Below are 24,263 nucleotides of genomic sequence, written 5' to 3' on the forward strand. Positions count from 1 at the left end.
AAGCGTCGCGGCGGCTGCCGCAGCCGGGATCATTGCGAAATATCGACATGATGCACTCCGTGCGGCAAGGCCACCCGCCCGATCCGTTGCAGCGACGGTGTATCGCCCTTGATCACCCTGAAGACTTCAAGCCCTGCCCTGGTCTCGGGGCCTGCGCCCTGATGTCCCTCGAAAACGGTTGTGAGAAGGTGATCGCCCGTCAGGTCGAAGGTTCCGCCTTCGGGCAGAACGCCCTCGAACGTATAGTCGCCAACCTTGTGCAGCCTGCCCGCGCCCGGATCGAACGTCAGAAGCGATACGGCCGCCTCTCGGCCATGACGCGGAGACCTGGGCGGAAAGGACGTGCCGCGCATGTTGATCGTCGCGACAAGCCGGCCATCCGGGCTCACCGCCATTCCCTCGGCCGAAACGCCGGTGTCGACCGTCATCAACCGCTCGTGCCGGGCTTCGGACGCCTCGGGATCCGCCAGCCGGACGACGGTCATGGTGGAGGACGCATTCGGGATGCGGCCGTCGAGGCTGGTCGCAGTGAAATCGCGCCCCCAGTTCGATGTCAGATAATGGCGGCCATCCGGCGTGAAGCGGCCGACAAAGGGATCCCTGCCCACCTCCACGCTATTTCCCCAGGGCTGCAAGGCAGGCTTCTGATCGCTATCGGCAAATTCGAAGAACGCGACAYGGTTCTGCGTGTTGATATTGGCCGCCAGAAACCGCCCGGAAGGATGCCATTGCACATTGGTCGCCGTCACGCCGCCCCGCGGAGCGTCCAGCGATCCGGTTATGCCGAGTTCGGCCAGATCGAAGCGGGCGACCTCACCGAATTGGCCATCGGTAAATTCGACGATCTGAAGCAGGGCCGCATCGGCGGTGTTGGAGACGACCGCCACCCGCTGCCCGTCCGGGCTGACGGCCAATGCCTCCGGATTGATGCCGATCTCCACCGTATCGGCAAGCTTCGGCATCGATGGGTCGGAGAGATCGACGGCAAACAGCCGTCTGCCGGGCGGCAGATCCCTGACCGTTCCGCCGCCATCCGGCCGCTCGCCCAATCGTTCGGTCACGAAAGCCGTGCGCCCGTCCGGCGTCAGTTCCAGGATTTCAGGCGCCGCCGTCACCGAGTTCGAGACGGGGAGTGAACCTCTCGTCACGTGGCCATTGGCTATCGAAAGAATGGTGAGCACGTCCCTATGCCCGGCCTCCTTCGGAGCCAGTAGGGAATCGGCATAGGTGCGCGCCAGATAGTCGCCGTCGGAGATGACGGCGACGCGACCGGCCGATATCGCGCCGAGGATATCGGCCGATTGTGCAGCAGCAGTACCAGACGCCACGGTAACCAACGAAAGGGCCGCGCCCGCGAGAAAAGCCAATGCCTTCATGATCCATTCTCCTTCCGAGAAGCGGCGTCACCTGCCGCCTATTGCCTGAAGGGAGGATAGGGTCCAGTCTGATAGAGTTCCAATCGGAATTCCATTATCTGTGATAGGCAAAATACATCAGGAATGTCGATGGATATTCGCTCCATGGCTTGCTTCGTGGCGGTCGCCGAAGAATTGCATTTCCGCCGGGCTGCCGAGAGGATGCACCTCACCCAGCCCTCGCTCAGCCAGCGCATCCGCGCCCTCGAGCTGGAGATCGGCACGGACCTCTTTGCGCGCGATCGCCGCAGCGTCGCGCTGACGCCGGCCGGCCAAGCGTTCCTCGAACCCGCCCGCCGGGCGATCGAAAATGCCGACGTTGCCCGGCAGCAGGCTCTACGGGCGTTTCGGGGCGAAGTCGGCCGGCTGAGGCTGGGTTTCACGGTCATCGCCTTCTACGGCATTCTGCCGGAAGCGGTGCAGGCATTCCGGAAGCGCTATCCGCAGGTCGAGATAGAGCTTGTCGAACTCAATTCCCCATCACTCGAAACCGCATTGATGACGGGAACGATCGATCTGGCGGTCCTGCATCCGCCGCTCGCCAATCCGGAACTCGCGATCCATGAACTGCCGGCCGAGCATCTCGTCCTGGCATTGCCGGAAAGCCACCCGCTTGCAGTGCGAACCGAGATCCGGCTCTCCGACCTAGCGGGCGAACCTTTTCTTCTCGCACCCCGCTCCATCGGACCGAGCATCTACGACAGGGTCATCGCTCTCTTCCGGGACCAGGGCATCAGCCCGCGCGTCGTGCAGGAGGTTACACCCATGACCACCCTTGCAGGCCTGGCGGCGGCGGGGGTCGGAATGGGGTTCGTCACAGGCGGCCTGTCTCGCCTGCCGCGTCCCGGCGTCGTTTTCCGGCCGGTCACGCCGACGCCGCCATCGTTGCCGATGGCGGCGTCCTGGTTGAAACCGCAGCTTTCCGCAATCGGGCAGCGCTTCCTCGAAACGGTCTCGGCGCTTGCCTGACTGTCCGGACTTCAGGCAGCGTCGCTGCGGCGGAAGCCCGAGCGGCGTTCGTTGGCGCCGGCATGGAAGCTGATGTTCGGATCGCGCGTCTTGAAGCGCTCGATCTTCTCTGACAGCGTCTCCACACGTTGGCGCAGGCCGTGGATCTCGGCGTTGTTTTCCTCGACCATCGCCGCGTTGCGCTGAGTGATCAGCTCGACCTCCTGAACCGCCTTGGTGACTTCGTTGATGCCGGTCGACTGCTCGCCGGTGGCCGCCGAAATCTGGGACACCAGTTTGCGGACGTCGGTGATGTGCGTGATGATCTCGGTGAGTGCCGTACCCGTCTCCTCGACCAGATGCACGCCGTTGCTGACCTGGGTCGAGCTTGCCGAGATGAGGCCCTTGATTTCGCGGGCAGCGCCGGCGCAGCGCTGCGCCAGTTCGCGGACTTCCTGGGCGACGACCGCAAAGCCACGGCCTGCCTCGCCGGCACGGGCCGCCTCGACGCCGGCATTCAGCGCCAGCAGGTTGGTCTGGAAGGCGATCTCGTCGATGACCCCGATGATCGTCGCGATCTTTTCGGAGGAACGGCTGATCTCGCCCATGGCATCGACCGCGCGGGACACGACCTCGCCGGAGCGGACGGCGAAATCCTCGGTCTCGTTGACCGAAACGGATGTCTGCTTGGCGCTTTCGGCCGTCGAGCGGACGATTTCGCTCAGATGGCGCAATGCACGCGAGCTCTGTTCGAGCGCTGCCGCCTGCTGTTCCGTGCGGCGGGCAAGATCGTCCGCCGAAGCGGCCAGATTGCCGGTGCCGCCGTCGATTTCTTCCGCGGTCGAGCGCACGTCGGCGAGCGTGGCACGGAGCGCCTCGACAGCCTGGTTGTAGGTGCGCGCCATCTCGATGAAGTCTTCCGGCAGGTTTTCATCCATGCTGCGCTCGAGGTCGCCCTCGGCGAGTTTGCCGAGCATGTCGTTGAGCGCCGTCAGCGCCTGGCGCTGCTCACCGGCAATGCGGGCACGCTCGGAGGCGCGGCGCTCGGACTCTGCGGTCGAGAGTTCGCGGGCTGCAGCGGCATCCTGCTCGAGGCGGACATTTTCGACGGCTGCATCGCGGAAGACGGTGACCGAGCGAACCATGTCGCCGATCTCGTCGCCACGTTCGCGGCCTTCGATCTTGACCTCGAGATCGCCGTCCGCCAGCCGCTTCATCACTTCGGTAACGCGACGCAGCGGGCCGCGCAGCGTTTCCACCAGCATCAGGCCGCCGGCAATGGCGAGCAGCGTGCCGACCACCATGGCGATCAGCGACAGCTGGGCGGAACGCTCGCTGTCCTCCTTGCCGACTTCCTGGGCCTGGGCCACGAAATTCTTGAGGCCGGCCATGCCGCCCGTCAGAGTTTCGGCGGCGGCGGCACGGGCCTTTTTCCATTCGGCGGCAATGGACAGAAGCTTGGCGGTATCCTCCTCGATCGATTTCAGGCGGGGCTGAAGCGTGGTCGAGAATTCGCGCATGGCAGGATTTCTCGCGAGTTCGGAAACTTCCGCGCTGGCATCCTTCAGCTTTGCCATGACGTCGAGGACGACCTTGCGCGCGTCTTCCGTCTGGGTGGCGCGCAGCCGCTCGACGTAGAGCTGCATGGCGTCGATCAGGCGCAGCGACTCGGCGCTGCGGTCGAGAAGCGTGCGCAGGCTGGCGACCTCGCCCTCGATGCTGGCGAAACGGCTGGCCGCATTGCCGGCCTTGTTGGTGACTTCCGCTTCCATCTTGGCCTGGAACGTCTCCATGCCGGAAACGGTGTCACGCACCGCCTTTGCCTTTTCCGGAACGTCCTGACTGCCCTTGATGGTGGCAGCAAGAGCAGCGATCGCATCGTTGATCGGCTTCAGCTGCTTGATACCGTTCGGGGTGAGGAAGGCCTGAACTTCCTGGAAGGTCTTGTCCAGAATACCGAGATACATGTCGGCGGTGCTGATTGCGCCGTCGTCGGTACCGGTCTCCTTGACGGAATTGCGAAGCTCGCCGATCTGTTCGGCGATCGCCTTATAGGCATAGGCTTCCAGCACCATGCCCTTGGCGAACTTTTCCTTGCCTTCGAACTGCTTGCGGACGTTGGCAACCTGGTCGGAAACCCCTGTCGCAACGGTGCGGACATTGTCGATGCTGTCGTCGAGCGCTGCGGCGTTTTCGTCGCGCCTCTGCTTTATCTTCCAGAGCATGTCCGTATCGGCGCGCATCCTGGGCGCAAGCCCGGTCACGACGGCGATGCGCTCGCGGTCCCCGGCCGTCACGAGCAGCCCGCCGAGCACGCGGACGCCGCTCTCCTGCTTGTCGATGGCCGCCTTCAGGGCCGCAAGCGACGCATTGTCGGGCTTGCCGTTGAATTCCTGGAGAACCGCCTGGAGATTTTCGAAGTCGCCGATGTTCTCGATCGTCGCACGCGTCACCGTCATATGGCCGTTCAGCATGCTGGCCGTATAATAACCCGCAAGGCCTACCCCGGCGATCAAAAGGACCAGCGGGATGACAAAAAGAAGGACCTTGGTGACGATCCTACGGCTCTGAAGAAGACGATCGATGAAAGACATTTTTCCCCCAACTGCAAACCAGAAGCGGCTTCGCGTCAGCGCATTCGCGAAACAGCAACGGCACGATCCCAGCGTCATGCGGGAATGAATGGCTTTCACAATCGTCAAATTCGGTTGAACAACGGTTAATTCGGGACCCTTACAAATCATATTATTACACTGTGTCGGATATCGGAATTTCCCGCCGCTATCCAAAAGAGTACCGCCCGGGAGGCAATCAGGCTGGCGATGCGTAAGTCGTTGCTTTAAGAGACCGGATACCGGAGGAATCTCGCAGATGGCATGGTCTGAAAATTCGCGGGGCGCGTTATTCATGTCGCTCGCCATGGCGGCTTTCACCTGCAACGATGCGCTGGTCAAGTCGGTCACCTCGGAGCTCAGCATCCCCCAGATCATGGCCGTGCGCGGCGTCATGGCGACGGTGCTGATCTACTGTGTGGCGCGCTACATGGGCGTGACCCTTTCGGCCAAGGCGGTCATGCATCCGCTGGTGCTGCTGCGCACCCTGTTCGAGCTTGGCGCCACCCTGTCCTTCCTCTCGGCACTTGCCCATATCGAATTTGCCGCCATTTCGTCGATCATGCAGGCATTGCCGCTCGCCGTGACGTTAGGTGCTGCCCTCTTCCTGGGCGAGCCTGTCGGCTGGCGGCGCTGGACGGCGATCGGCATCGGCTTCCTTGGCGTGCTGATCATCATCCGCCCGGGTCCGGAAGGCTTCACGCCGGCCGCGGTGCTTGCCGTCATCGCCTGCTGCTGCACGGCATGCCGCGATCTCACCACCAAGCGCATCCAGGCCGACATTCCTTCGCTGACGGTGACGCTCTTCACGTCGCTCGCCAACACTATTCTCGGGGCGATCCTGGTCGTGCCGATGGGCGGCTGGCAGCCGGTCAGCACCTATGCGCTCGGACATCTGGCGATTGCTTCGGTGATGGTGTTCGCAGGCTATCAGGCCGTCATCCAATCGATGCGGACAGGCGAGATCTCCTTCATAGCGCCGTTCCGCTATACCGGCCTGCTCTGGGCATTGGCCATCGGCATTTTCGCCTTCGGCGAACGTCCGAACGCCTATATGCTGGTGGGCGCGGCCGTCGTTATCGGTTCCGGCCTTTATACCTTCTATCGCGAACGCAAGCGCCAGGGCATCGCCTCCGGCAAGGCAGCAGCCGTCCCGCCTGCCTGACGACCGGCCGGATGAAAGAGTTGAAAGGCAGCGTGAAAGGACAAGACGACGTGCAGCAAAGCCGATTTCTGGACAGACGAACCCCGCCCCATATCCTGACGCTCGTCGTCTGCGCCGGACTAGCCGCCCTCTCGCTCAACGTCTTCCTGCCTTCGCTTTCCGCAATGGCGACCCATTTCGGTACCGAATATGCCGTCATGCAGCTGGCCGTATCCGGTTATATCGCCGGCACCGCGGTGCTGCAGCTGGTGCTTGGCCCGCTTTCCGACCTCTTCGGCCGCCGCCGCGTGATGATCGGCAGCATCCTGATCATGCTGGTCGGCACGGTGATCTGCCTGGTAGCCGCAAACGTCACCGTCTTCATGATCGGAAGGCTGCTGCAGACCGCTGTGGTCGCGGGTTTCGTCCTGCCGCGGGCGATCATCCGCGACACGGTGCCGATGGAGAGCGCCGCCTCGATGATCGCCTACGTCACCATGGGCATGTCGCTGGTGCCGATGATCAGCCCGACGATCGGCGGGGCGCTCAACGACATGTTTGGATGGGAAGCGAATTTCGCCTTGATGCTCGGCCTCGGCCTGTTGACCCTGACGCTCGTCTTCACCGATCTCGGCGAAACGAACCACCTGCCGGCCACCAGCTTCATCGCCCAGTTCCGCAGCTGGCCGGATCTTTTTCGCTCACGCCGATTCTGGGGTTATACGTTCACCTCGACCTTCTCGTCGGGCGTGTTCTTCTCGTTCCTCGGCGGCGCACCCTTCGTCGGCACGGCGATCTATCACCTCTCTCCGACCATGCTCGGCGCGCAGTTCTTCCTGATCGCGGCCGGCTACATGATCGGCAACTTCATTTCGGGCCGCTACACCCGCCATTTCGGCACGATGACGATGATGATCTCCGGCAGCGTGGTCAGCCTGCTCGGCGTCCTCATCACCGCCGTATTCCTCGTCGTAGAAGCGCCCTGGCCGCTCGCCTTCTTCGCGCCGCTGGCGCTCACCGGCGTTGGCAACGGCCTCACCCTTCCAAGCTCGAATGCCGGCATCGTCAGCGTCCGGCCGCATCTCGCGGGCTCGGCTTCCGGCCTCGGCGGCGCCATCACCGTCGGTGGCGGTGCTGCACTTTCGACCCTTGCCGCAACGGTGCTGAAGGACGAGGGCGGCGCCATGCCGCTTCTCGTCGTCATGGGCGTCACGACCATCCTTGCGCTCGTCGCCACCGTCTATGTCCGGCAGATCGACCGCCGCGAAGGCGCGATCTCGACAACGGACGACGACTGATGACCGCACCCGCCGCTCCCCCCAGCAAATCTCCCGGCCTGATCCTCGCCGGCGGAAAATCGAGCCGCATGGGCACCGACAAGGCTTTTCTCACCATCGGCGACGACACGATCCTCGCCCACGTCGTGCGGCGGCTGTCACCCCAGATCTCGGAAATCACCCTCAACGCGCCGACGGGTTTCCCCAATCCACTCGGTCTGCGCCTGCTGCCGGACCCGGTTCCCGGCCAGATCGGCCCGCTCGCTGGCGTGCTCGCCGGCCTGCGCGACATCCAGGCCCGCAGCCTTGAAGCAACACATCTCCTCACCGTCCCTTCCGACAGTCCCTTTATACCCGCCGACCTCGTGCACCGGCTCGAAGCTGAGGCGGACGATCCGAACGCGATCGTCATCGCCGCCTCGGACGGCCGCGATCATCCGGTCTTCGGGCTCTGGCCGGTTTCCATCGCCAGCGATCTGGAAACCTGGCTCTCCGATCCCGACAACCGGCGGATCAAGGCTTTCCTCGAACGTCACCGCATGGCGACCGTCGAATTCCCGATGATCAAGACGCCGCAAGGGCTGCTCGATCCCTTCTTCAACATCAACACGCCCGAGGATCTTCAAGAGGCGCGTCGTTTCGCCGAGGAGCTTTCATGACCCCTCCCCGCGTCTTTGGCATTTCCGGCTGGAAAAATTCCGGCAAGACGGGCCTGGCGGTGCGGCTGGTGGCGGAATTCACCCGCCGCGGCTATGCGATCTCGACGATCAAGCACGCCCACCACGATTTCGACATCGACAAGGTGGGAGCGGATTCCTTCCGCCATCGCGCCGCCGGTGCCCACGAAGTGGCGATCGTTTCCGGCACCCGCTTTGCGATCATGCACGAGTTGCGCGGCGCGCCGGAACCGAGCTTCGAGGAAATCCTCTCCCGCCTCGCCCCCTGCGATCTGGTGCTGATCGAGGGCTACAAACGCGAACCTGTCCCGAAGATCGAGGCCCGCCGCCTCGACGCGAACAACCGCGAACCGCTGGCGCCCAGCGATCCCCACATCGTCGCCATCGCCGCAGACCACCCCGTCCCGGATGCAGCCATCCCCGTCTTCGACCTCGACGATACGAACGCGATTGCCGATTTCATTGCACAGGTGACGGGGCTTAGCCCCTAAGCCTTGCCCTGGTGTTCTACAAGATAGCGCGTCGCAAGCGCGACATGGCGAGGAATAGGCTTGTTCTTGCGGTAGTCGGCAACGAGCCGGCGCGAGATCTCCAAGGCCGACGCCATTCCGTCCAATGTCATGCCGAGCTTATCCATAGCGGTGCGAAAATCATCGTTATCGAATGTGACCGGCGGTAACGCGGCGAGCCATACCGCCGAGAATTCAAGGTCCTCCCCCGGCCATTCCAATGCGTTGCGATATTCGCTAACCCGCATCTGCCGGAAGAGATCATCGTCGTGTCGAAGCGGAATGTAGATGCGACGGCTTTCCAGTGCGGGCGCCAGATCGACGACCTTCGTCTCTCCATCTTCCCAGACAATCCTCACCTTACGCCCCTCGAGCGCATCGGCGTCCGCTATCCTCGGCAAAGGTCCACCAACGGTGACGATCTCTTCACCTTTCATTGAGGCGCTCCCAGGCTTCATTCAACACCTTCCTGTTTTCCCGTACCCAAACCAATGCGCGTTCCAGACTTCGCCGATCGATGGAGCCCGCAAGAATTTCCAAGTCGGATAGACGGACCAGGACTTCGTGATCCGGCGTAACGATATGAAAATGAGGTGGATGGTGATCGCCGGCAAAAATCTGGATCTTCAGATTTCCGAGTTTTACGATAGTCGGCATCACCCATCCCCGCGGCGCCATCAAAAATAGTGCATTATGCGCACTATTTCAAGGTGCAAAAAAGCCGCCGGATCGCTCCGGCGGCTTGGTTTGAGGTGTCCGAGACCGTTACCGGTTCGAAGCGACCGGTTTGACCAGTGGGGTGATGCGGCGCACGGTCACGCGGCGGTTTTCCTGTTCGGGACCGTCGGTGCGGACCTTGAGGTAACGTTCGCCGTAACCTTGGGTCGCCAGATTTTCCGGCGGGATGCCGAATGCGTCCGTCAGCACCCGGGCAACGCTTTCGGCGCGCTCGTCGGAGAGGACGAGGTTGCTGTCCTCTGTACCGACCGCATCCGTATGACCTTCGATCAGGAAGGTTTCGGAAGGATCCCGCTTCAGAACCTTGCTGATCGCGTCGGCGACCTTGCGCAGCGAGCTCGCCTGGTTCATCGGGATTTCGGCACTGCCGGTGGCAAAGGTGATCGTATCCAGGTCGATACGCGGCACCTTGTCCCGGATTCGGGCGGAGTAGCGCACTTCGTCCATCGAATAGACGCGCTCGACCCGCTCGACCGGCGGCTGTTCCAGGAACTCGTAATAATCCCGGTCCGGCTCGGTCGAGGTGTCGATGATGTAGTTGTCGAGCGGCACGCTCAGCCGCATCGGCGGCAGGTCGTCGCCCGGATCGCGCCAGACGTAGTCGCGGCCGCGGCGGTTATCCATCAGCTCCGGCGAATAATAGAGCACGTATTCCTCGCCGCCCCTGACGATTCGCGAGCGCTGGACGATCTCGCCATAGCTGTTGCGGACGGTGACGATCCGCGTGCCGTCGTCGCGCACGATCACTTCGCGCACGCGGCCGTCGCGGAGCTGCTCGTATTGCGGCGCCCGATCGCGATCATTGTAGAAACGACGGCTGTCGTCATGGCGAACGACGGTCTGGTTGTCGATCGAGATGATCACGCGGCCGCCATCGCGGTCGCGATCGCCGTTGCGGTCACGGCTGCCCCCCAGGCCGGCTGCGTCGCGGAAATCCCAGCCGCGGGGCCGTTCGAACTGCGGACGCTGGTCGAGGCGCTGGCCACGCTCTTCGGACAGCTGGCGGAACTCCTGCAGCTGTTCGCGCGTGGCGCGGGTGCTGCCTTGAGCCTCTGCATCGGATTTCGGTGGCGCCAGCTGCTGCTGGTCGGCCTGCTGCGGAGCCTGACGGCGCGGACGTTCTCCGTCCCGTGGCGGACGTGCGGAAGGCGCCTCCTTGGCGCTGTCGAGCACGGCGGCACCGTTCTGAACGGGCAAGACGACCTGTTCACCGCTTTTGGCTGCGGCCGGATCCTTGGCAAGCTCCTTGGCGCGTTCGACCTGCTGAGGTGTCGTTGCCGTCTGGGGCGCGGTCGGCTGGGTGCCCGGCTGGGCTCCAGTCGCCTGCTGGCCCTGCGGCTGGCCCGGCACCTGCTGACCCTGGGGCACCACTGGTTGTCCTTCGGTCGTCTGACGGCGCGGCGTTTCGCCGGCAGGCGGCTGACCCGGCGCGGCCTGGCCATTTGCCGGCGGCTGCTGGTTGCGCCTGTCCTGCGCGGTTCCGGTGCCCGGAGCCTGTCCAGGGACCTGAGCCGGCGCCTGGCCCGTTGCGTTGCCGCGAGCCGGATTTTCGGGTGCGGCTCCCGGAGCCGTGGCGCGATCGGTAGCCGGCGGCTGTGTCGGCTTTGGTGTTTCGGCCTGCTTTTCAGCGGGAGCTGCCTTGGGCTGCTGGGCATTGCCGCTGGCCGGCTTTTCGGGTGTTGCTTCCGGCGTCGCCGCACGATTGGTGGCAGGTGGCAGCGGCTTCGGGGTTTCGACCTGCTTCCCGGCCGGCGCTTCCTTCGGCTGCTGGGCATCGCGGCGAGCGGGAGCTTCAGGTGCGGCTTCCGGCGTTGCGGCGCGATTGGTTGCCGGCCGTTCCGGCTTCGGCGTTTCGGCCTGCTTTTCAGCGGGAGCCGCCTTCGGCTGCTGGGCCTCCCTTGCGGCCGGCGGCTCGGTCGGCTGCTCGCGCGGGCGACGCGGCTGAGCATCGTTTCCGCCCTGCCCCTGACCGGTCTCCTGCTGCTGACGGCGCGGACGTTCCTGCGCGGGCGCCTCGGCTGCCGGACGCTCGGCCTGCGGGGCCTGGCGTGGTGCTGCTTCGCGGGGCGCAGCTTCGCGCGGCGCGGCTTCCCGAGGAGCGGCTTCGCGAGGCGCAGCCTCACGGGGGGCGGCTTCCGGCTCAGCCTTGCGCTGGCGCTGCGGCTGTTCCTGCTGCTGGGCCTGGGGCGGCGCCTGCGGCCGTTCGGCCGGAGCCTGTTGTTGCCCCTCCTGAGGCTTGCGGCGGCGCTGCTGTCCCTCGCCTTCCTGCGCATCTGGAGGAATGATGACTTGTTGCTGCACCTCGATGACGCCCGGCATCCGGCCGGCCTCGATGGCGGGCCTCATCTCCAAATCAGGTTTCAAGGGGGCAGCACCGGCGGTCTGAAGCATCAGCGGCAACGATACGAGAGGCGCTGCGACGCTGGCGAACAGTCTGAATTTTTTCGACATGGACATTTCCTCTTCTAGGGGTGTCATCCCTTTCATGCGCGTCCTTTATTGCCTTTTTCGGCGGACTTACGCGGCGGCTCAACTGTATTGCACCAAAATGGTTCCGTTGCAGCCTGTTGCCGACGGCCTGAACCTCGCATGAATGTATTGTTCATCGGCAAAACCCAGGCAGACGTGCACGTAAAATGCCGTTGCAATTTTCTGCGAGCGGGTATCTAAAAATCCATTCGGGGCGCGCCTGCATGCGTGCCCCGTCTTCCTGCGGCCGAAAAAGACCAACACCGCAGGGTTGCCAACAGAGAGGATCAACATGAACATTTCCACCCGATTCCTTGCTGCCGCCTCGATCGCCGCCCTGTCGCTTTTCGCCGGTTCGGCGATGGCCCAGGAGAAACTCGTGATCGGCACCGAAGGCGCCTACCCGCCTTTCAACAACCTGGAAGCCAACGGCCAGCTCACCGGTTTCGACATCGATATCGCCAAGGCGCTCTGCGACGAAATGAAGGTCACCTGCACCTTCGTCACCAATGACTGGGACGGCATCATCCCGGCGCTGCAGTCGAAGAAATTCGATGCCATCATCGCTTCCATGTCGATTACTCCGGAGCGGAAGGAGCAGGTCACCTTCTCGAAGAAATATTACAACACCCCGCCGGCGATCGCCGTCCCGAAGGATTCGCCGATCAAGGAAGCGACCGCTGCCGGCCTCAAGGGCAAAACGATCGGCGCACAAGGCTCCACCACCCATTCGAACTATGCCGAAAAGCATATGCCCGACTCGGAGCTGAAGCTTTATCCGACTGCCGACGAATACAAGCTCGACATCACCAACGGCCGCATCGATGCCGTCATCGACGATATCGTCGTGCTGTCGCAGTGGATCAAGTCGGACGCCGGCAAGTGCTGCAAGATCCTCAGCCCGCTGCCGATCGACGTCGACATCAATGGCGAAGGTGCGGGCATTGCGGTCCGCAAGGGCGAAACCGCGCTGGCCGACAAGTTCTCGGCCGCGATCCTCGCGATCCGCGCCAACGGCAAATACAAGGCCATCAACGACAAGTATTTCGATTTCGACGCCTACGGCAAGTAATCGACCGGAGAACCCGGTTAACGCCCGGCGGGAGGCTTGCCCTTCCGCCGTTTTTCTTTTTAATGGCGTCAACACAAGACAAAAGCGGCACACAAAAAGGCCGCAGGGGAAAACGACCTTATGAGCGGATTCTTTTCCGCCCTCCTTTCGGCGCTGGATCCACTTTGCGGGCCCGTCGGGCTTTTTTCATTGTTCGGTTCCAGTAGCATCGTTGCCTGCGGCGAGGCCGGCTGGGGCGACGAGATCGCCTTCGGTGTCAAGGTGACAATCACGCTCGCGCTCGCCACGCTGCCTGTCGGGCTGGTCATCGGTTTCCTGATCGCGCTCGCCGCGCAATCGGAGGAAAAGCTGCTGAGGCTTGCCGCCGGCATCTACACGACGATCTTCCGCGGCCTGCCCGAACTGCTGACCCTGTTCATCGTCTATTACGGCTTGCAGATCCTCATCCAGGCCGTGCTCGCCTCCTTCGGGTACGCTGGGCGCGTCGAGATCAACGCTTTTTTCGCCGGCATGGCGGCGCTCGCCGTCGTCTTCTCCTCCTATTCCTCCGAGGTCCTGCTGTCGGCCTTCAGGGCGATCCCGCGTGGCCAGTACGAGGCGGGCGATGCGCTCGGTCTTCACCGCTCGCGCACCATGCTTCTCGTCATCCTGCCGCAGCTCATCCGCATCGCGCTGCCCGGCCTCACCAATCTCTGGCTGATCCTCTTGAAGGACACGTCCTATGTCTCGGTCATCGGGCTTGCCGACATCCTGCGCCAGACCGGCATTGCCGCGCGCGTCAGCAAGGAAGCCTTCTTCTTCTACGGCATCGCCTGCCTGCTCTATCTGATCCTCGCGATGGTCTCGTCCGTCGGGCTCGGCTTCATCGAACGCTGGGCGAAACGTTCGGAGGGCCGTCGATGAGTTACGTCAAGGAACTGATCCCGCCGCGTGCGCCTCCAGCCATGATCGGCAGGCAGCTGGCGCCGGCGCGTATTGCCGGCATCCTGGTCCTGCTTGTCTGGGCAGCCCTTGCGATCGCGCTTGTCTTCATGATGATCAGCGGCTGGAACGAGGATAAATTCCTGCGTTACGGCCCGCGCTATCTCCACGGCCTCTGGACCACCATTTCGCTGGTCGGCCTCGCCGTCATCCTCGGGGCCGTGCTGTCGGCACCGATCGCCTTCGCACGGATGTCGAGAAACAAGGCGCTGAACGGCCTCGCCTATGCCTATGTCTACGTGTTTCGCAGCACGCCGCTGCTCGCCCAGCTGTTCATGATCTATTACGGGCTCGGCAGCTTCAAACCGCAACTCGAATCCGTCGACCTCTGGTGGTTCTTTCGCGAAGCTTGGTATTGCGGCCTTTTCTCGCTGACGCTCAACACCGCCGCCTATCAGGCGGAAATCCTGCGCGGAGCGATCGAAAGCGTACCGCGCGGCCAGCACGAAGGCGCGGCCGCGCTGGGCCTTTCCAAACGCAACGCTTTCCGCAAGGTCATCCTGCCCCAGGCGCTGATCGTCGCATTGCGCCCTTATGGCAACGAGATCGTGCTTCTGATCAAGGGATCGGCCGTCGTCGCGATCGTCACCGTCTTCGATCTGATGGGCGAGACGCGTTATGCCTTCTCCCGCACGTTCGACTACCAGAGCTATCTATGGGCGGCGATCTTCTATCTCGCCATCGTCGAAGCGCTGCGGCACCTCTGGGCCTTCATCGAGGCGCGCCTGACGCGCCATCTGAAGCGCTAGCAGCACTCAGGCGAAACAGCTGCTAACATACTGTAAATTATCACGAATGTGCTCTTAAGGTGCAATTGTAAAGCTTCGGTTAAACATGGCATGTTCTCCTATCAGGTGACGCAACGACGTCACCTCGAAACAACAAACGGGAACTGCTTGCATGTCTGAAATGGAAATGATGCTGAAAGGCTACGGGCTGACGACCGCCCAGATCTTCTACCGCCTGCCGGACCATCCGGCCCTGCTGCAAAGCTATGTCTGGCAGAACTACGACCTCGCCCCGGACTTTCCGGAGATGAACGGCTTTCTCAAATTCTGGCAGGAGAAGCTCGACGGACCGCTGCATTCCGTCCGCTATGTCCACCGCAAGCTGATCTCGGCCAGCGAATGGCGGGCCGTCAAGGGCGAAATCATCCTGCACTAAGAAACAGCAGCTCCGCGTTTCAGACGTGCACTTCGCCATGGGCGAATTCGCCTTCGTCCGGCTCGCGGTGCAGGGCTGAGACAATCACGGCGGCATAAAGCAGCGTGACGAGCGCAATCACGCTCCACCCCGGCAGCGGACCGAGCGCGGCGTTATGGACCGCCTCCGACCACGAAAAGACGACATCCGCCTCAGTATCGTTGGGCAGGAGCTTGGGCGTCGAGATCTTCAGGAGCCACGCCATCAGCAGTATGACGTACATCCAGACGTAATTGCGCCTCACCCGGCGAAACAACGCCTCGCGGTAGCTGATCAGGAAACAGGGATTGCGCAGGCTGCTGGCGATCGCCTGTGCCCAGTCGGGCTTGAGGTCCGCCTGCGGATAAAGCGCCTGCGCGAAATAATGGCGTTCCAGCTTGCGAACCCTTGCGCGGTAGACGTCGAAGAACCGGTAGCGCCGCGCTTCGATCAGGAGAAGCAGCGAGATCAGCAGCATCGCAAACAGAACCACGCCGTGATGCGATGTCGGCGTCGACAGCGAGACCGACAGCAGCGCCGCCACCACCGTGATCGACCAGTTCGAGGTGCGGTCGATGCGGTCGCGCCAGCTGGTCATCCGCCCGAGTTCGCCGCGGTAATAGTGGATGATCACATTGGCCTTTTCTGCGGAGGTCATCGGCAGCGACGGCGCGCGCCGCTCGACATTCTGCTCCAGCACGCTCTTGCCCTCGTCGGCTGGCATGACCTTCTCCCGGAGGTGGTTCTCAAAAAGCCGTTCTGCTTCGACCTTTCAACGAACGAGCACCCGCCGCGTTCCCCCTGATGGACAAATGCCGGCTATCGGCTTAAAGCCGCCTGCGAAAAGAAGGACGCTGGCCATGAAGAAGATCGACGAGGAAGCCCTGGCAGAGGCCTATAACCGCGCGCTGGCGCTGGAGAAGGCGGGCGATATCGACGCAGCCGTCAAGGCCTACGAGCAGGTGCTCGAACTCGATCCCGAGGACCACGGCGGTGCCGCCGTGCGCATCGCGGCCATGGGCCGCGGCGAGACACCCCCCAAGGCGCCGGACGCCTATGTGGAAACCCTGTTCGACCAGCACGCCGAAAGCTTCGAGGACATTCTCGTCGAGCAGCTGGGCTATGCCGTGCCGGTGATCGTGCGCCAGCGCCTGCAGGAGCTGAAGCTCGGGCCGTTCAAGCGGATGCTCGATCTCGGCTGCGGCACCGGGCTTACCGGCGGCACGCTGCGCGACATGGTCGACGACATCACCGGCATCGACATTTCCGAGAACATGGTTGAAATCGCCCACGAAAAGGATCTCTACGAGACGCTTTACGTGGCCGAAGTCGAGGATTTCCTCGAAGACAATGACGACGAGCCCTTCGACCTGGTGACCGCCACCGACGTGCTGCCCTATCTCGGCGCGCTGGAACCGCTGTTCTTCGGCGCGGCAGAAAACATGGCTCCCGGCGGCTTGTTCGTCTTTTCTTCCGAGACCCTGCCCGACGAGAGCTTTGCAGGTCGGCCCTACATCGTCGGCCCGCATCAGCGTTTCGCCCATTCGGAAACCTATGTCCGCGAACGCCTCACCGCCACCGGCTTCGAGCTTCTCGAAATCTCCGACATCAACGTGCGGATGCAGGACGGCAACCCGACGCCGGGCCATCTGGTGATCGCGCGGCTGATTGTAAAGTCATGACAATCTCAGGTTGAGAGCGCAATGGCAATTCTCGGCGCCGTCACAGGTGATGACAGGCGCCGAGCACGACCAAGCGTCCAAATCATCCTAGTGTTCGCGAACCATCTTCTCATCGTCCCTCTTCATCGGTAGTTTGCCCTCCGCAACGGAGGGATTCGGATGACGCCGCAGCGCTATCTTCTTGCCCAGGCCTATAACAACGCATGGGCCAACCACCGGCTGCTGAAAGCCTGCGGAGAGCTTTCGCGCGAAGAGCTGGATGCGACGCGGGTCAGCTTCTTTCCGTCGATCATCCATACCCTCAACCATATCCTGACCGTCGACTGGCTCTATATCAGCGCGCTCGAAGGCAATTGCCTCGGTCCCGCCGCCTTCGAGCCGGAGATTCCCTGTCCGCTCTTCGCCGATCTCGATCGCGAACAGCGCGCCGCCGACCGCCGCCTCATCGATCACTGTCGACGCTCGGATGAGAAAACGATCGCCGAGGAGATCCGGATTCCCCGGAACACTTTCGTGCAGGTCGAGCCTGCCGACCGGCTGCTGATGCATCTCTTCCAGCACCAGATCCATCATCGCGGCCAGGTTCACGCCATGCTGTCGGGAACCACCGTTCAACCGCCGCAGCTCGACGAGTTCTTCTGCACGGGCGAAGACCAATTGAGACAACAAGATTTTGCCGAACTGGGCTTCACCGAAGCCATGATCTGGAGTTGACCATGCTGTATTTCATCATCAAGGCCCTGCACATTCTGTCCGACTTCCTGCTGATCGGCGGCATGCTGATCAACGCCTTCGTCATCGGCATGGTGCCGCCGACGATCCGCACCGGCGTCATCTCGGCGCTCAGAAGATACGACCGCACCGTCACCACGGCCGCACTCGGCGGTGCCTGGCTTTTCGGCCTGTGGCTCGCCTTCGGCTACGGTTTTTACACTTCCGGCTGGTTCGGCTTCAAGTTCCTGATCGTCATCATGCTGTCGGCGCTGCACGGCATGCAGGGCGCCTGGATGCGCCGCATGGAAGCCGATCCGCATCTCGACCCGCCGGCCTTCGTGCGCGCCGGCCTGCCGATCGTCCTCGGCTCGGTCGTCGTCATCGTCGCGCTCGCGGTCATCAAGCCGTTCTGAGCCAAGCGCAACGAGGGGAGCGCAGCTGCCTCGAAGGGTGCACCCCTCCGAAACCGAAATCTGCGCTTTTCCGGAGGTCTTCTTTGCTCTAATCCTCTGCCCACAAAATTCTGGAGGTTCAGCATGGCGAAAGTGGCATTCATYGGTCTCGGGGTGATGGGTTATCCCATGGCCGGGCATCTCAAGGTCAAGGGCGGCCATGACGTGACCGTCTATAACCGCACGGCCGCCAAGGCCGAGGACTGGGCGAAAAAATTCGGTGGCAAGGCCGCAGCGACGCCGGCCGAAGCGGCCAGGGATGCCGATTTCGTGTTCGTCTGCGTCGGCAACGACGACGATCTCCGCTCGGTGACGATCACCGGGACCGGCGTTCTCGCCGGCATGAAACCGGGCGCGATCCTGATCGACAACACGACGGCCAGCGCCGAAGTCGCCCGCGAACTCGATGCCGCGGCCCGAGAGAAGGGCGTCGGCTTCGTCGACGCACCGGTTTCGGGCGGCCAGGCTGGTGCCGAAAACGGCGTGCTCACCGTCATGTGCGGCGGCGACGAGGCGGTGTTCGAGAAGGCCCGGCCGGTGATCGACGCCTATGCCCGCATGGTCGGCCTCATGGGTCCGGCAGGCGCCGGCCAGCTCACCAAGATGATGAACCAGATCTGCATCGCCGGCCTCGTCCAGGGGTTGGCCGAATCGATCCATTTCGGCAAGCAGGCCGGCCTCGACATCGAGAAGGTCATCGAGGTGATCTCCAAGGGTGCGGCCGGCTCCTGGCAGATGGAGAACCGCTACAAGACCATGAATGCCGGCAAATACGATTTCGGCTTTGCGGTCGACTGGATGCGCAAGGATCTCGATATCGTGCTGACCGAAGCCCGCCGCAACGGCGCCAAGCTGCCGGTCACGGCCCTCGTCGACCAGTTCTATGGCGACGTGCAGGCGATGGGCGGCAAGCGCTGGGATACGTCCTCCCTGCTCGCCCGGCTCGAAAAGAAATAGGCCGGCCATGATCGGCCCCTCCTCCGACGTCGCCGGGATCATCGCGCATCTCGAAACGCTGCGATCGGAGGAGAATATCCTGGGGATGGCCCGTTTCGGCATCGTCACCGACAAGGCCATCGGCATTTCCAATCCCGACCTGCAGAAGATCGCGCGGACCATCAAACGCGATCACGGCCGGGCGCTGGACCTCTGGCGCACCGGCATCCGCGAAGCCCGCATGCTTGCGATCTATACCGCCGATCCCGCCGCGCTGACGCCGGCCGAGGCGCGCGGATGGGCCGAGGACTTTGCCTCCTGGGAAATCGTCGACACCGCCGCCGACCTTTTGACCGAAACGCCCTACTGGCAGGAACTCGTTGCGGATTTCGCCGCGGACGACCGCGAATTCGTCCGCCGGACCGCGTTTGCGATGATTGCCGGCGCCGCCGTGCACTGCAAACAGGAGCCGGATGAAACCTTCGTCGCCTATCTGCCGCTGATCGAGGCGCATTCCGCCGACCCGCGCAATTTCGTTAGGAAGGCGGTCAACTGGGCGCTCCGCAATATCGGCAAACGCAACCGGACCTGCCACGCCCCGGCTCTTGAAGTCTCCGAAAAGCTTGCCGCCTCATCGGACAGGACCGCCCGCTGGATCGGCAAGGATGCAGTGAAGGAATTGTCGGGCGAGAAGCTTCTGGCGCGACTGAAGGCTTAGCCGGCTTTACCCACACGGTATTGCCGCGGCGTCGCGCCCGCAAACGTCCGGAACGCCTTGATGAAGGAACTCGTGCTTTCGAACCCGCAGGCAAGCCCGATTTCCGTTATCGGCTCCCGGCCGGCCAGCAGCATCTCCTTGGCCCTCACCATCCGCGCCCGATGCCGGAAATCGCGAAAGCTCATGCCGAGTTCCGCATCGAACCGCCGCGCCAGCGTCCGTTCCGAAAGACGTGACGCCTCCGCAAGGGAGCCGAAATCGAGGTCCCGGTCGAGATATTCCAGCATCCGCCCGACGGCGACCGCCATGCCCGGCGACTGCGGTTTCGGCAACCACGTCTCGTCCTCGTCCGCCGCCAGTTCCTTCGCCACGGATGCGAGCGCCTTGAAGAAGGCATTCGCGGTTTCGTCGCATGAGGGGCGCCCCGTATCCCAACGCATGACATGCAGGATCATTTGCCGCGCCAGATCGGAAAGACCGAAGACCCGGCAGGCCGGTAGCGGCGCTTCGAATTCGCGATCGCCGAACAGAACCGAGGACGCCGTGGCCGACCCATTGCTGCGCACCGCAATCACTGTTCCCCGCGCGATCAGCGCCGCCCTTTGCGGCGGTAGCATCCAGCGGCGGTCGCCGATATCGAGAATGAAGGTGCCGGCCGAGGCGTAAAGCAGGTAATCGGCATCGAAGGCCCGTTCGATCTCGAACGGCTCGTCAAACACCCGATGATAGGCATGAGAAATCGTCGCCATCGCTGCCGGGCTTACCTATACCGCCTGCTGTCCCCGCATCTGCTTTAGCAGTTCGGCGGTGTCGAGCAATGCGGAATGATGGACAATCTTTCCGTCCTTCAGGACGAAGCTCCGGTAGGCGCGCACGCGGATGGGATTGCCGGAGGGTTCGACGCCCTTGAAAGCCGCCTGGTGCGTGCCGCGCAATGTCAGCTCGCACATGACGCTATCGTCTTCGGCAGTCATCCGCTCGATCGACCAGACGGCATCCGGCATGATCCGCTTCTGCACCGCCACCATGGCGCAGTGTCCTTCGGAATTGGCCGGCGAATAGGTGGCCTCCTGATAGTTGGCAGCGAAAAAATTCTCGAAGCGCTCGATCAGACCGCGGTTCCAGATCTCTTCGATATATCCGCGGACGATCGTCTTGTTGGTCTTGGCCTGATCCTGCATGGCGAGCTCCATCTGTTTCGATGAAGCCCAGATAAAATCAAACGGGCCGTTTGAACTCGGCCCGTCCCGCCAGAAAATGATCCCGATCCGCCAATCGGCCGATCACTCCTCGCCGGACTTCTGGTTGTCCAGCGTCATGTAGTCGAGCGGCAGCTCGGTCGTGTACTTGATCTGCTCCATCGCAAACACCGAGGAGACGTCGCGGATCTCGATCTTGGCGATTAGGCGCTTGTAGAAGGCATCATAGGCGCCGATGTCCGGCACGACGACGCGCAGCAGGTAGTCGACATCGCCGCTCATCCGGTAGAATTCGACCACTTCCGGGAAATCGACGACGACTTCCGAGAATCGCTTCAGCCATTCGATCGAGTGGCTGGCGGTGCGGATCGAGACGAACACCGTGACCTTGGTATTGACCTTGACCGGGTCGAGCAGCGCCACACGGCGACGGATGACGCCGTCCTCTTCCATCTTCTGGATGCGGCGCCAGCAAGGCGTGGTCGACAGGCCGACCTTCTTCGCGAGGTCCGCGACGGCGAGAGTGGAATCTTCCTGCAGAATGCGGAGTATCTTACGGTCGAGGCGGTCCATCAGAGTCCTTTCGAAATGATTTTTCGTTATACACCGAATTCGTGGCAGTTAACCGAAATTTGTTTCCCGTATCAAGCTATCCACATGCTGTCGCAGGACCGGCAGCAGATCCGCCTCGAACCATGGATTCTTTTTGAGCCAGCCGGTATTGCGCCAGCTCGGATGCGGCAGCGGCAGTATCCTCGGCCCCTGGTTGGCGAAAACATAGTCTCGCCAGTTTTCCACCGTTTCCGTCATGCCCTTGCGGCGCCGGCTCCCCAGATGCCAGGCCTGCGCATAAGTTCCGACGGCGATAACCAGCTCGATCTGCGGCATGGCGGCGATCACCCGAGCCCGCCAGAGCGGCGCGCATTCGAGCCGCGGCGGCAGGTCGCTGCCCTTGGCATCGTAACCCGGAAAACAGAAGCCCATCGGCACGATCGCAAACTTTTCCGGATCGTAGAACTCTTCGCGGGTCACGGCCATCCAGTCGCGCAGCCGATTTCCCGAGGCATCGTTGAACGGCAGCCCGCTTTCATGCACCCGAAGCCCCGGCGCCTGGCCGGCGATCAGCACCTTCGCCGTCTTCGATAGCACTGCGACCGGCCGCGGCTCATGCGGCAGACGGTCGCCTTCGCCTTTCGCCGGCGCGTCGCGACAGATGCGGCAGGCCGCGATCGCGCCGGCCAGCCCGCCGATATCTTCCCCGCCATCGGCGATATCATCCATGCTCATTGCCAGGCCGTCACCCGTTTCATCCAATCCCAAAATGCCTCCACCAAGCTGACATCGTCCATCGTGCCGCGGCTGGCGCGCCAGTCGCGCGGGCTTTCGAACCGGCCGGCCCACAGCCCCTGCCGTTCGCGCCGCGCTTCCACCTGTTCCTGCGCATAACGTCCCGAGGCGACGGCGAGACCCTGCCGCACCAGCGTGCCGTTGATGCTCGTCGTGCCCGAATGGCAGCGGACGAGAAGCCGACGATATTTGTCGCGCTCGCGGCCGAGACATTCCGTCTTACCGTCGGCAACGAGGCGCATCAGCAGCCGTCTCGCCTCCTCCCCGCAGGCCCATGGTTTGCCGCGGCCGTCTTCGCAGGTCTGGTCGAGTTCCGGCGCATCCATACCCTGCAGCCGCAGGCGCTCGCCGCCCATCGCCAGCGTATCGCCGTCGATCACGTGGAACGGGCCGCGCACGGTGCTGTCGGCTGCCTCGTCCAGCTTGGCGGCAATCAGCACCAGAAGGATGAAGAAGGCCACGAGAAACGCGCCGTCGCGAAAAACCCTGAACGTTCGAGCCACAATCCAGCCTTATTGGAAAACGGAAGCTTCAGGAAAATGGCAAACAAAACCTTTCCCGGCAGTACTCTCTTAAGGATTTGGACATACTCTCTCAACACCCGGGGTATCAGTTCAGTGGCCATGAGTAGCGGCGTCAGCACATCGACCGACAAGAACATCGTTGATCGCTCGCGCGGCCACCGTAACAAGGCCGTCTCTAAAGCCGTGCGCGCCACGCGTGAACGCCTGCAGTCCAGCTCCCAGGGCAATCAGATCTTCGACCGCGACATGATCGCCATGCACGTCAATTCCGTGCTGCAGGGCGCATCGGTCATGCCGATCTTCATCGTCGTGGTGACGGCGATCGGCGTCTACCTCAATCCGAACGCCAATCTTTTTGCCTGGGCGCTGCTGATGTTCAGCGTCCATGCAATCAACGTGCTGATCGCCCGTCGCGCCAGCCGCAAGGACATCGGCTCGGGCGACGTCCAGAAATGGCGCCGCAGGCTGCTCGCGGCGCAGTTGATCGTCGGCACCGGCTGGGCGCTCTTCGCGCTACAGAACTGCAATGCCTGTTCGGGCGATAACTATTATTTCTACAAGGGCGCCGTTCTCCTTTTCGCGATCTCGATCACCGCTATGAGCAGTTTCATGCTGCGGCTCGGCGTGTTGTTCGGCTTCCTGCCGATGATCCTGGCGCTGCTTGCGACGGCCATCCTGACACGGAATGTGCTTGATATCGGCATGATCGCGATCTGCGCCATCGCGGTCGTCTTCTTCCACTATATCGCCGACCGGCTCTATCGCTCCAACCTGACGCTGATGTCCTATCAGTCGGAAAAGGACGACCTGATCGCCGAGCTGGAAGTGGCGAAATCCATGTCGGACGAAGCCCGCCGCCGCGCCGAAGAGGCGAACCTTGCCAAATCCCGGTTCCTCGCCTCGATGTCGCACGAACTGCGCACGCCGCTCAACGCGATCCTCGGCTTCTCCGAAGTCATGAGTTCCGAGGTCCTCGGCCCGCTCGCCAACCCGACCTACAAGGAATATGCTGGCGACATCCACCGTTCCGGCCAGCATCTCCTCAATCTGATCAACGAGATCCTCGACCTGTCGCGCATCGAGGCCGGCCGCTACGACCTCGCCGAGGAATCGCTGTCGCTGCTGGAGATCGCCGAGGATTGCATCGGCATGGTGCAGCTGCGCGCCAGCGCCAAGAACATCTCGATCAGCCAGCAGTTCGAACCGCAATTGCCGCAGGTCTGGGTCGATGAAAAATCGATGCGGCAGGTCCTGCTGAACCTGTTGTCGAATGCGGTCAAGTTCACGCCCCAGGGCGGCGAGGTGACCGTCAAGGTCGGCTGGACAGCCGGTGGTGGCCAGTATGTAGCGATCAAGGACAACGGACCCGGCATTCCGGAAGAGGAAATCCCGGTTGTGCTGTCGGCCTTCGGCCAGGGCTCGATCGCCATCAAGAGCGCCGAACAGGGCACCGGCCTCGGTCTGCCGATCGTCCAGGCGATCCTTGCCAAGCACGACGGCCAGTTCATCCTGCGCTCCAAGCTGCGCGAAGGCACCGAGGCGATCGCCATCCTGCCGGCGACGCGCGTGCTGCAGAGCGTGCCGGCCGTCGCCGACGCCCAGACCGTCGCCCGCCGTCGCAAGAGCTTCGCCTGAGCAGTATCTTTTGCACCGACACGTTTGGTGTA

The 24,263-nt window shown here is 62.8% G+C and carries 27 protein-coding genes; 15 read left to right on the forward strand and 12 right to left on the reverse strand.

Annotated features, from left to right (window positions below; translation table 11 throughout):
* Window positions 1-29 precede the first annotated feature (29 nt).
* Entirely contained in the window at window positions 30-1,376 is a 1,347-nt protein-coding gene (locus tag AC1D3C_RS07860; protein ID WP_477482503.1) for a lactonase family protein, read from the reverse strand.
* Window positions 1,377-1,505: 129 nt separating this feature from the next.
* Between AC1D3C_RS07860 and AC1D3C_RS07865 the strand changes: the two genes are divergently transcribed.
* Window positions 1,506-2,384, forward strand: a complete 879-nt coding sequence (locus AC1D3C_RS07865) for a LysR family transcriptional regulator (RefSeq protein ID WP_477482504.1) — start codon at window positions 1,506-1,508, stop codon at window positions 2,382-2,384.
* Window positions 2,385-2,395: 11 nt separating this feature from the next.
* Here AC1D3C_RS07865 and AC1D3C_RS07870 read toward each other — a convergent pair whose 3' ends face one another.
* Entirely contained in the window at window positions 2,396-4,957 is a 2,562-nt protein-coding gene (locus tag AC1D3C_RS07870) for a methyl-accepting chemotaxis protein (protein ID WP_477482505.1), read from the reverse strand.
* 277 nt (window positions 4,958-5,234) lie between these two features.
* On the opposite strand from AC1D3C_RS07870, the gene AC1D3C_RS07875 reads away from it, so the two are divergent.
* From AC1D3C_RS07875 to mobB, 4 genes are read left to right on the forward strand one after another with little or no spacing between them, the layout of a single operon-like run.
* Window positions 5,235-6,140, forward strand: coding sequence for a DMT family transporter (locus AC1D3C_RS07875; RefSeq protein WP_477482506.1), 906 nt, complete (start codon window positions 5,235-5,237; stop codon window positions 6,138-6,140).
* A 50-nt stretch (window positions 6,141-6,190) separates the two neighbouring features.
* On the forward strand, window positions 6,191-7,417 hold the full coding sequence (locus tag AC1D3C_RS07880; RefSeq protein WP_477482683.1) for a multidrug effflux MFS transporter: 1,227 nt from the start codon (window positions 6,191-6,193) through the stop codon (window positions 7,415-7,417).
* Window positions 7,417-8,055, forward strand: coding sequence for a molybdenum cofactor guanylyltransferase MobA (mobA, locus tag AC1D3C_RS07885; protein WP_477482507.1), 639 nt, complete (start codon window positions 7,417-7,419; stop codon window positions 8,053-8,055). Before AC1D3C_RS07880 ends, mobA begins: the two co-directional genes overlap by 1 nt.
* Window positions 8,052-8,564: a molybdopterin-guanine dinucleotide biosynthesis protein B gene (gene mobB, locus AC1D3C_RS07890; protein WP_477482508.1), complete on the forward strand. Its 513-nt coding sequence runs from the start codon at window positions 8,052-8,054 to the stop codon at window positions 8,562-8,564. Before mobA ends, mobB begins: the two co-directional genes overlap by 4 nt.
* Here the strand turns inward: mobB and AC1D3C_RS07895 are convergent.
* The 4 genes from AC1D3C_RS07895 to AC1D3C_RS07910 all read right to left on the reverse strand — a co-directional run bounded on the left by AC1D3C_RS07895 (window position 8,561) and on the right by AC1D3C_RS07910 (window position 12,089).
* Window positions 8,561-9,019, reverse strand: coding sequence for a DUF2442 domain-containing protein (locus AC1D3C_RS07895; protein WP_477482509.1), 459 nt, complete (start codon window positions 9,017-9,019; stop codon window positions 8,561-8,563). The genes mobB and AC1D3C_RS07895 overlap by 4 nt on opposite strands.
* On the reverse strand, window positions 9,009-9,239 hold the full coding sequence (locus AC1D3C_RS07900) for a DUF4160 domain-containing protein (protein ID WP_038542755.1): 231 nt from the start codon (window positions 9,237-9,239) through the stop codon (window positions 9,009-9,011). Before AC1D3C_RS07900 ends, AC1D3C_RS07895 begins: the two co-directional genes overlap by 11 nt.
* Before the next feature lie 108 nt (window positions 9,240-9,347).
* Window positions 9,348-11,771: an OmpA family protein gene (locus tag AC1D3C_RS07905; RefSeq protein WP_477482510.1), complete on the reverse strand. Its 2,424-nt coding sequence runs from the start codon at window positions 11,769-11,771 to the stop codon at window positions 9,348-9,350.
* Window positions 11,772-11,849: 78 nt separating this feature from the next.
* The gene (locus AC1D3C_RS07910; protein ID WP_157885123.1) at window positions 11,850-12,089 is read right to left on the reverse strand and encodes a hypothetical protein; all 240 of its coding nucleotides are present in this window, start codon (window positions 12,087-12,089) and stop codon (window positions 11,850-11,852) included.
* On the opposite strand from AC1D3C_RS07910, the gene AC1D3C_RS07915 reads away from it, so the two are divergent.
* From AC1D3C_RS07915 to AC1D3C_RS07930, 4 genes are all read left to right on the forward strand, one after another.
* Window positions 12,082-12,861 (forward strand): ABC transporter substrate-binding protein, encoded by a 780-nt coding sequence (locus AC1D3C_RS07915; protein ID WP_038542752.1) that lies wholly within the window; start codon window positions 12,082-12,084, stop codon window positions 12,859-12,861. The two genes, AC1D3C_RS07910 and AC1D3C_RS07915, sit on opposite strands and share 8 nt — an antisense overlap.
* 120 nt (window positions 12,862-12,981) lie before the next feature.
* Window positions 12,982-13,764 carry an ABC transporter permease gene (locus AC1D3C_RS07920; RefSeq protein WP_477482511.1) on the forward strand — a complete coding sequence of 261 codons (783 nt, stop codon included), beginning with the start codon at window positions 12,982-12,984 and terminating at the stop codon, window positions 13,762-13,764.
* Window positions 13,761-14,591 (forward strand): ABC transporter permease, encoded by an 831-nt coding sequence (locus AC1D3C_RS07925; RefSeq protein ID WP_477482512.1) that lies wholly within the window; start codon window positions 13,761-13,763, stop codon window positions 14,589-14,591. The genes AC1D3C_RS07920 and AC1D3C_RS07925 overlap by 4 nt, the downstream gene beginning before the upstream one ends.
* Before the next feature lie 151 nt (window positions 14,592-14,742).
* On the forward strand, window positions 14,743-15,006 hold the full coding sequence (locus AC1D3C_RS07930; protein ID WP_007764766.1) for an usg protein: 264 nt from the start codon (window positions 14,743-14,745) through the stop codon (window positions 15,004-15,006).
* Between the two features lie 19 nt (window positions 15,007-15,025).
* Here AC1D3C_RS07930 and AC1D3C_RS07935 read toward each other — a convergent pair whose 3' ends face one another.
* Complete coding sequence (locus AC1D3C_RS07935; protein WP_477482513.1) at window positions 15,026-15,748, reverse strand: DUF2270 domain-containing protein; 723 nt, start codon at window positions 15,746-15,748, stop codon at window positions 15,026-15,028.
* A gap of 136 nt (window positions 15,749-15,884) precedes the next feature.
* Here AC1D3C_RS07935 and AC1D3C_RS07940 point away from each other — a divergent pair, with 136 nt between their 5' ends.
* From AC1D3C_RS07940 to AC1D3C_RS07960, 5 genes are all read left to right on the forward strand, one after another.
* Window positions 15,885-16,706, forward strand: coding sequence for a class I SAM-dependent methyltransferase (locus tag AC1D3C_RS07940; RefSeq protein ID WP_477482514.1), 822 nt, complete (start codon window positions 15,885-15,887; stop codon window positions 16,704-16,706).
* A gap of 159 nt (window positions 16,707-16,865) precedes the next feature.
* The gene (locus AC1D3C_RS07945; RefSeq protein WP_477482515.1) at window positions 16,866-17,420 is read left to right on the forward strand and encodes a DinB family protein; all 555 of its coding nucleotides are present in this window, start codon (window positions 16,866-16,868) and stop codon (window positions 17,418-17,420) included.
* 2 nt (window positions 17,421-17,422) lie between these two features.
* On the forward strand, window positions 17,423-17,833 hold the full coding sequence (locus tag AC1D3C_RS07950) for a CopD family protein (protein ID WP_247138506.1): 411 nt from the start codon (window positions 17,423-17,425) through the stop codon (window positions 17,831-17,833).
* 96 nt (window positions 17,834-17,929) lie between these two features.
* Complete coding sequence (locus AC1D3C_RS07955) at window positions 17,930-18,829, forward strand: NAD(P)-dependent oxidoreductase (RefSeq protein WP_477482684.1); 900 nt, start codon at window positions 17,930-17,932, stop codon at window positions 18,827-18,829.
* 7 nt (window positions 18,830-18,836) lie between these two features.
* Window positions 18,837-19,526: a DNA alkylation repair protein gene (locus AC1D3C_RS07960; protein ID WP_477482516.1), complete on the forward strand. Its 690-nt coding sequence runs from the start codon at window positions 18,837-18,839 to the stop codon at window positions 19,524-19,526.
* On the opposite strand, the gene AC1D3C_RS07965 is transcribed toward AC1D3C_RS07960, so the two are convergent.
* The 5 genes from AC1D3C_RS07965 to AC1D3C_RS07985 form a co-directional block, all read right to left on the reverse strand.
* The gene (locus AC1D3C_RS07965) at window positions 19,523-20,275 is read right to left on the reverse strand and encodes a helix-turn-helix domain-containing protein (RefSeq protein WP_477482517.1); all 753 of its coding nucleotides are present in this window, start codon (window positions 20,273-20,275) and stop codon (window positions 19,523-19,525) included. The two genes, AC1D3C_RS07960 and AC1D3C_RS07965, sit on opposite strands and share 4 nt — an antisense overlap.
* 15 nt (window positions 20,276-20,290) lie before the next feature.
* A complete protein-coding gene (locus AC1D3C_RS07970) occupies window positions 20,291-20,707 on the reverse strand; it encodes an ester cyclase (RefSeq protein ID WP_477482518.1) in 417 nt (138 codons plus the stop codon).
* A 102-nt stretch (window positions 20,708-20,809) separates the two neighbouring features.
* Window positions 20,810-21,298 carry an Lrp/AsnC family transcriptional regulator gene (locus tag AC1D3C_RS07975; protein ID WP_046637655.1) on the reverse strand — a complete coding sequence of 163 codons (489 nt, stop codon included), beginning with the start codon at window positions 21,296-21,298 and terminating at the stop codon, window positions 20,810-20,812.
* A gap of 48 nt (window positions 21,299-21,346) precedes the next feature.
* Entirely contained in the window at window positions 21,347-22,006 is a 660-nt protein-coding gene (locus tag AC1D3C_RS07980) for a uracil-DNA glycosylase family protein (protein WP_477482519.1), read from the reverse strand.
* Between the two features lie 2 nt (window positions 22,007-22,008).
* A complete protein-coding gene (locus AC1D3C_RS07985) occupies window positions 22,009-22,575 on the reverse strand; it encodes a thermonuclease family protein (RefSeq protein WP_477482520.1) in 567 nt (188 codons plus the stop codon).
* Between the two features lie 120 nt (window positions 22,576-22,695).
* Here AC1D3C_RS07985 and AC1D3C_RS07990 point away from each other — a divergent pair, with 120 nt between their 5' ends.
* On the forward strand, window positions 22,696-24,231 hold the full coding sequence (locus AC1D3C_RS07990) for a sensor histidine kinase (RefSeq protein WP_038542723.1): 1,536 nt from the start codon (window positions 22,696-22,698) through the stop codon (window positions 24,229-24,231).
* Window positions 24,232-24,263: the final 32 nt, after the last annotated feature.

The organism is Neorhizobium sp. P1_A6 (assembly GCF_056406795.1).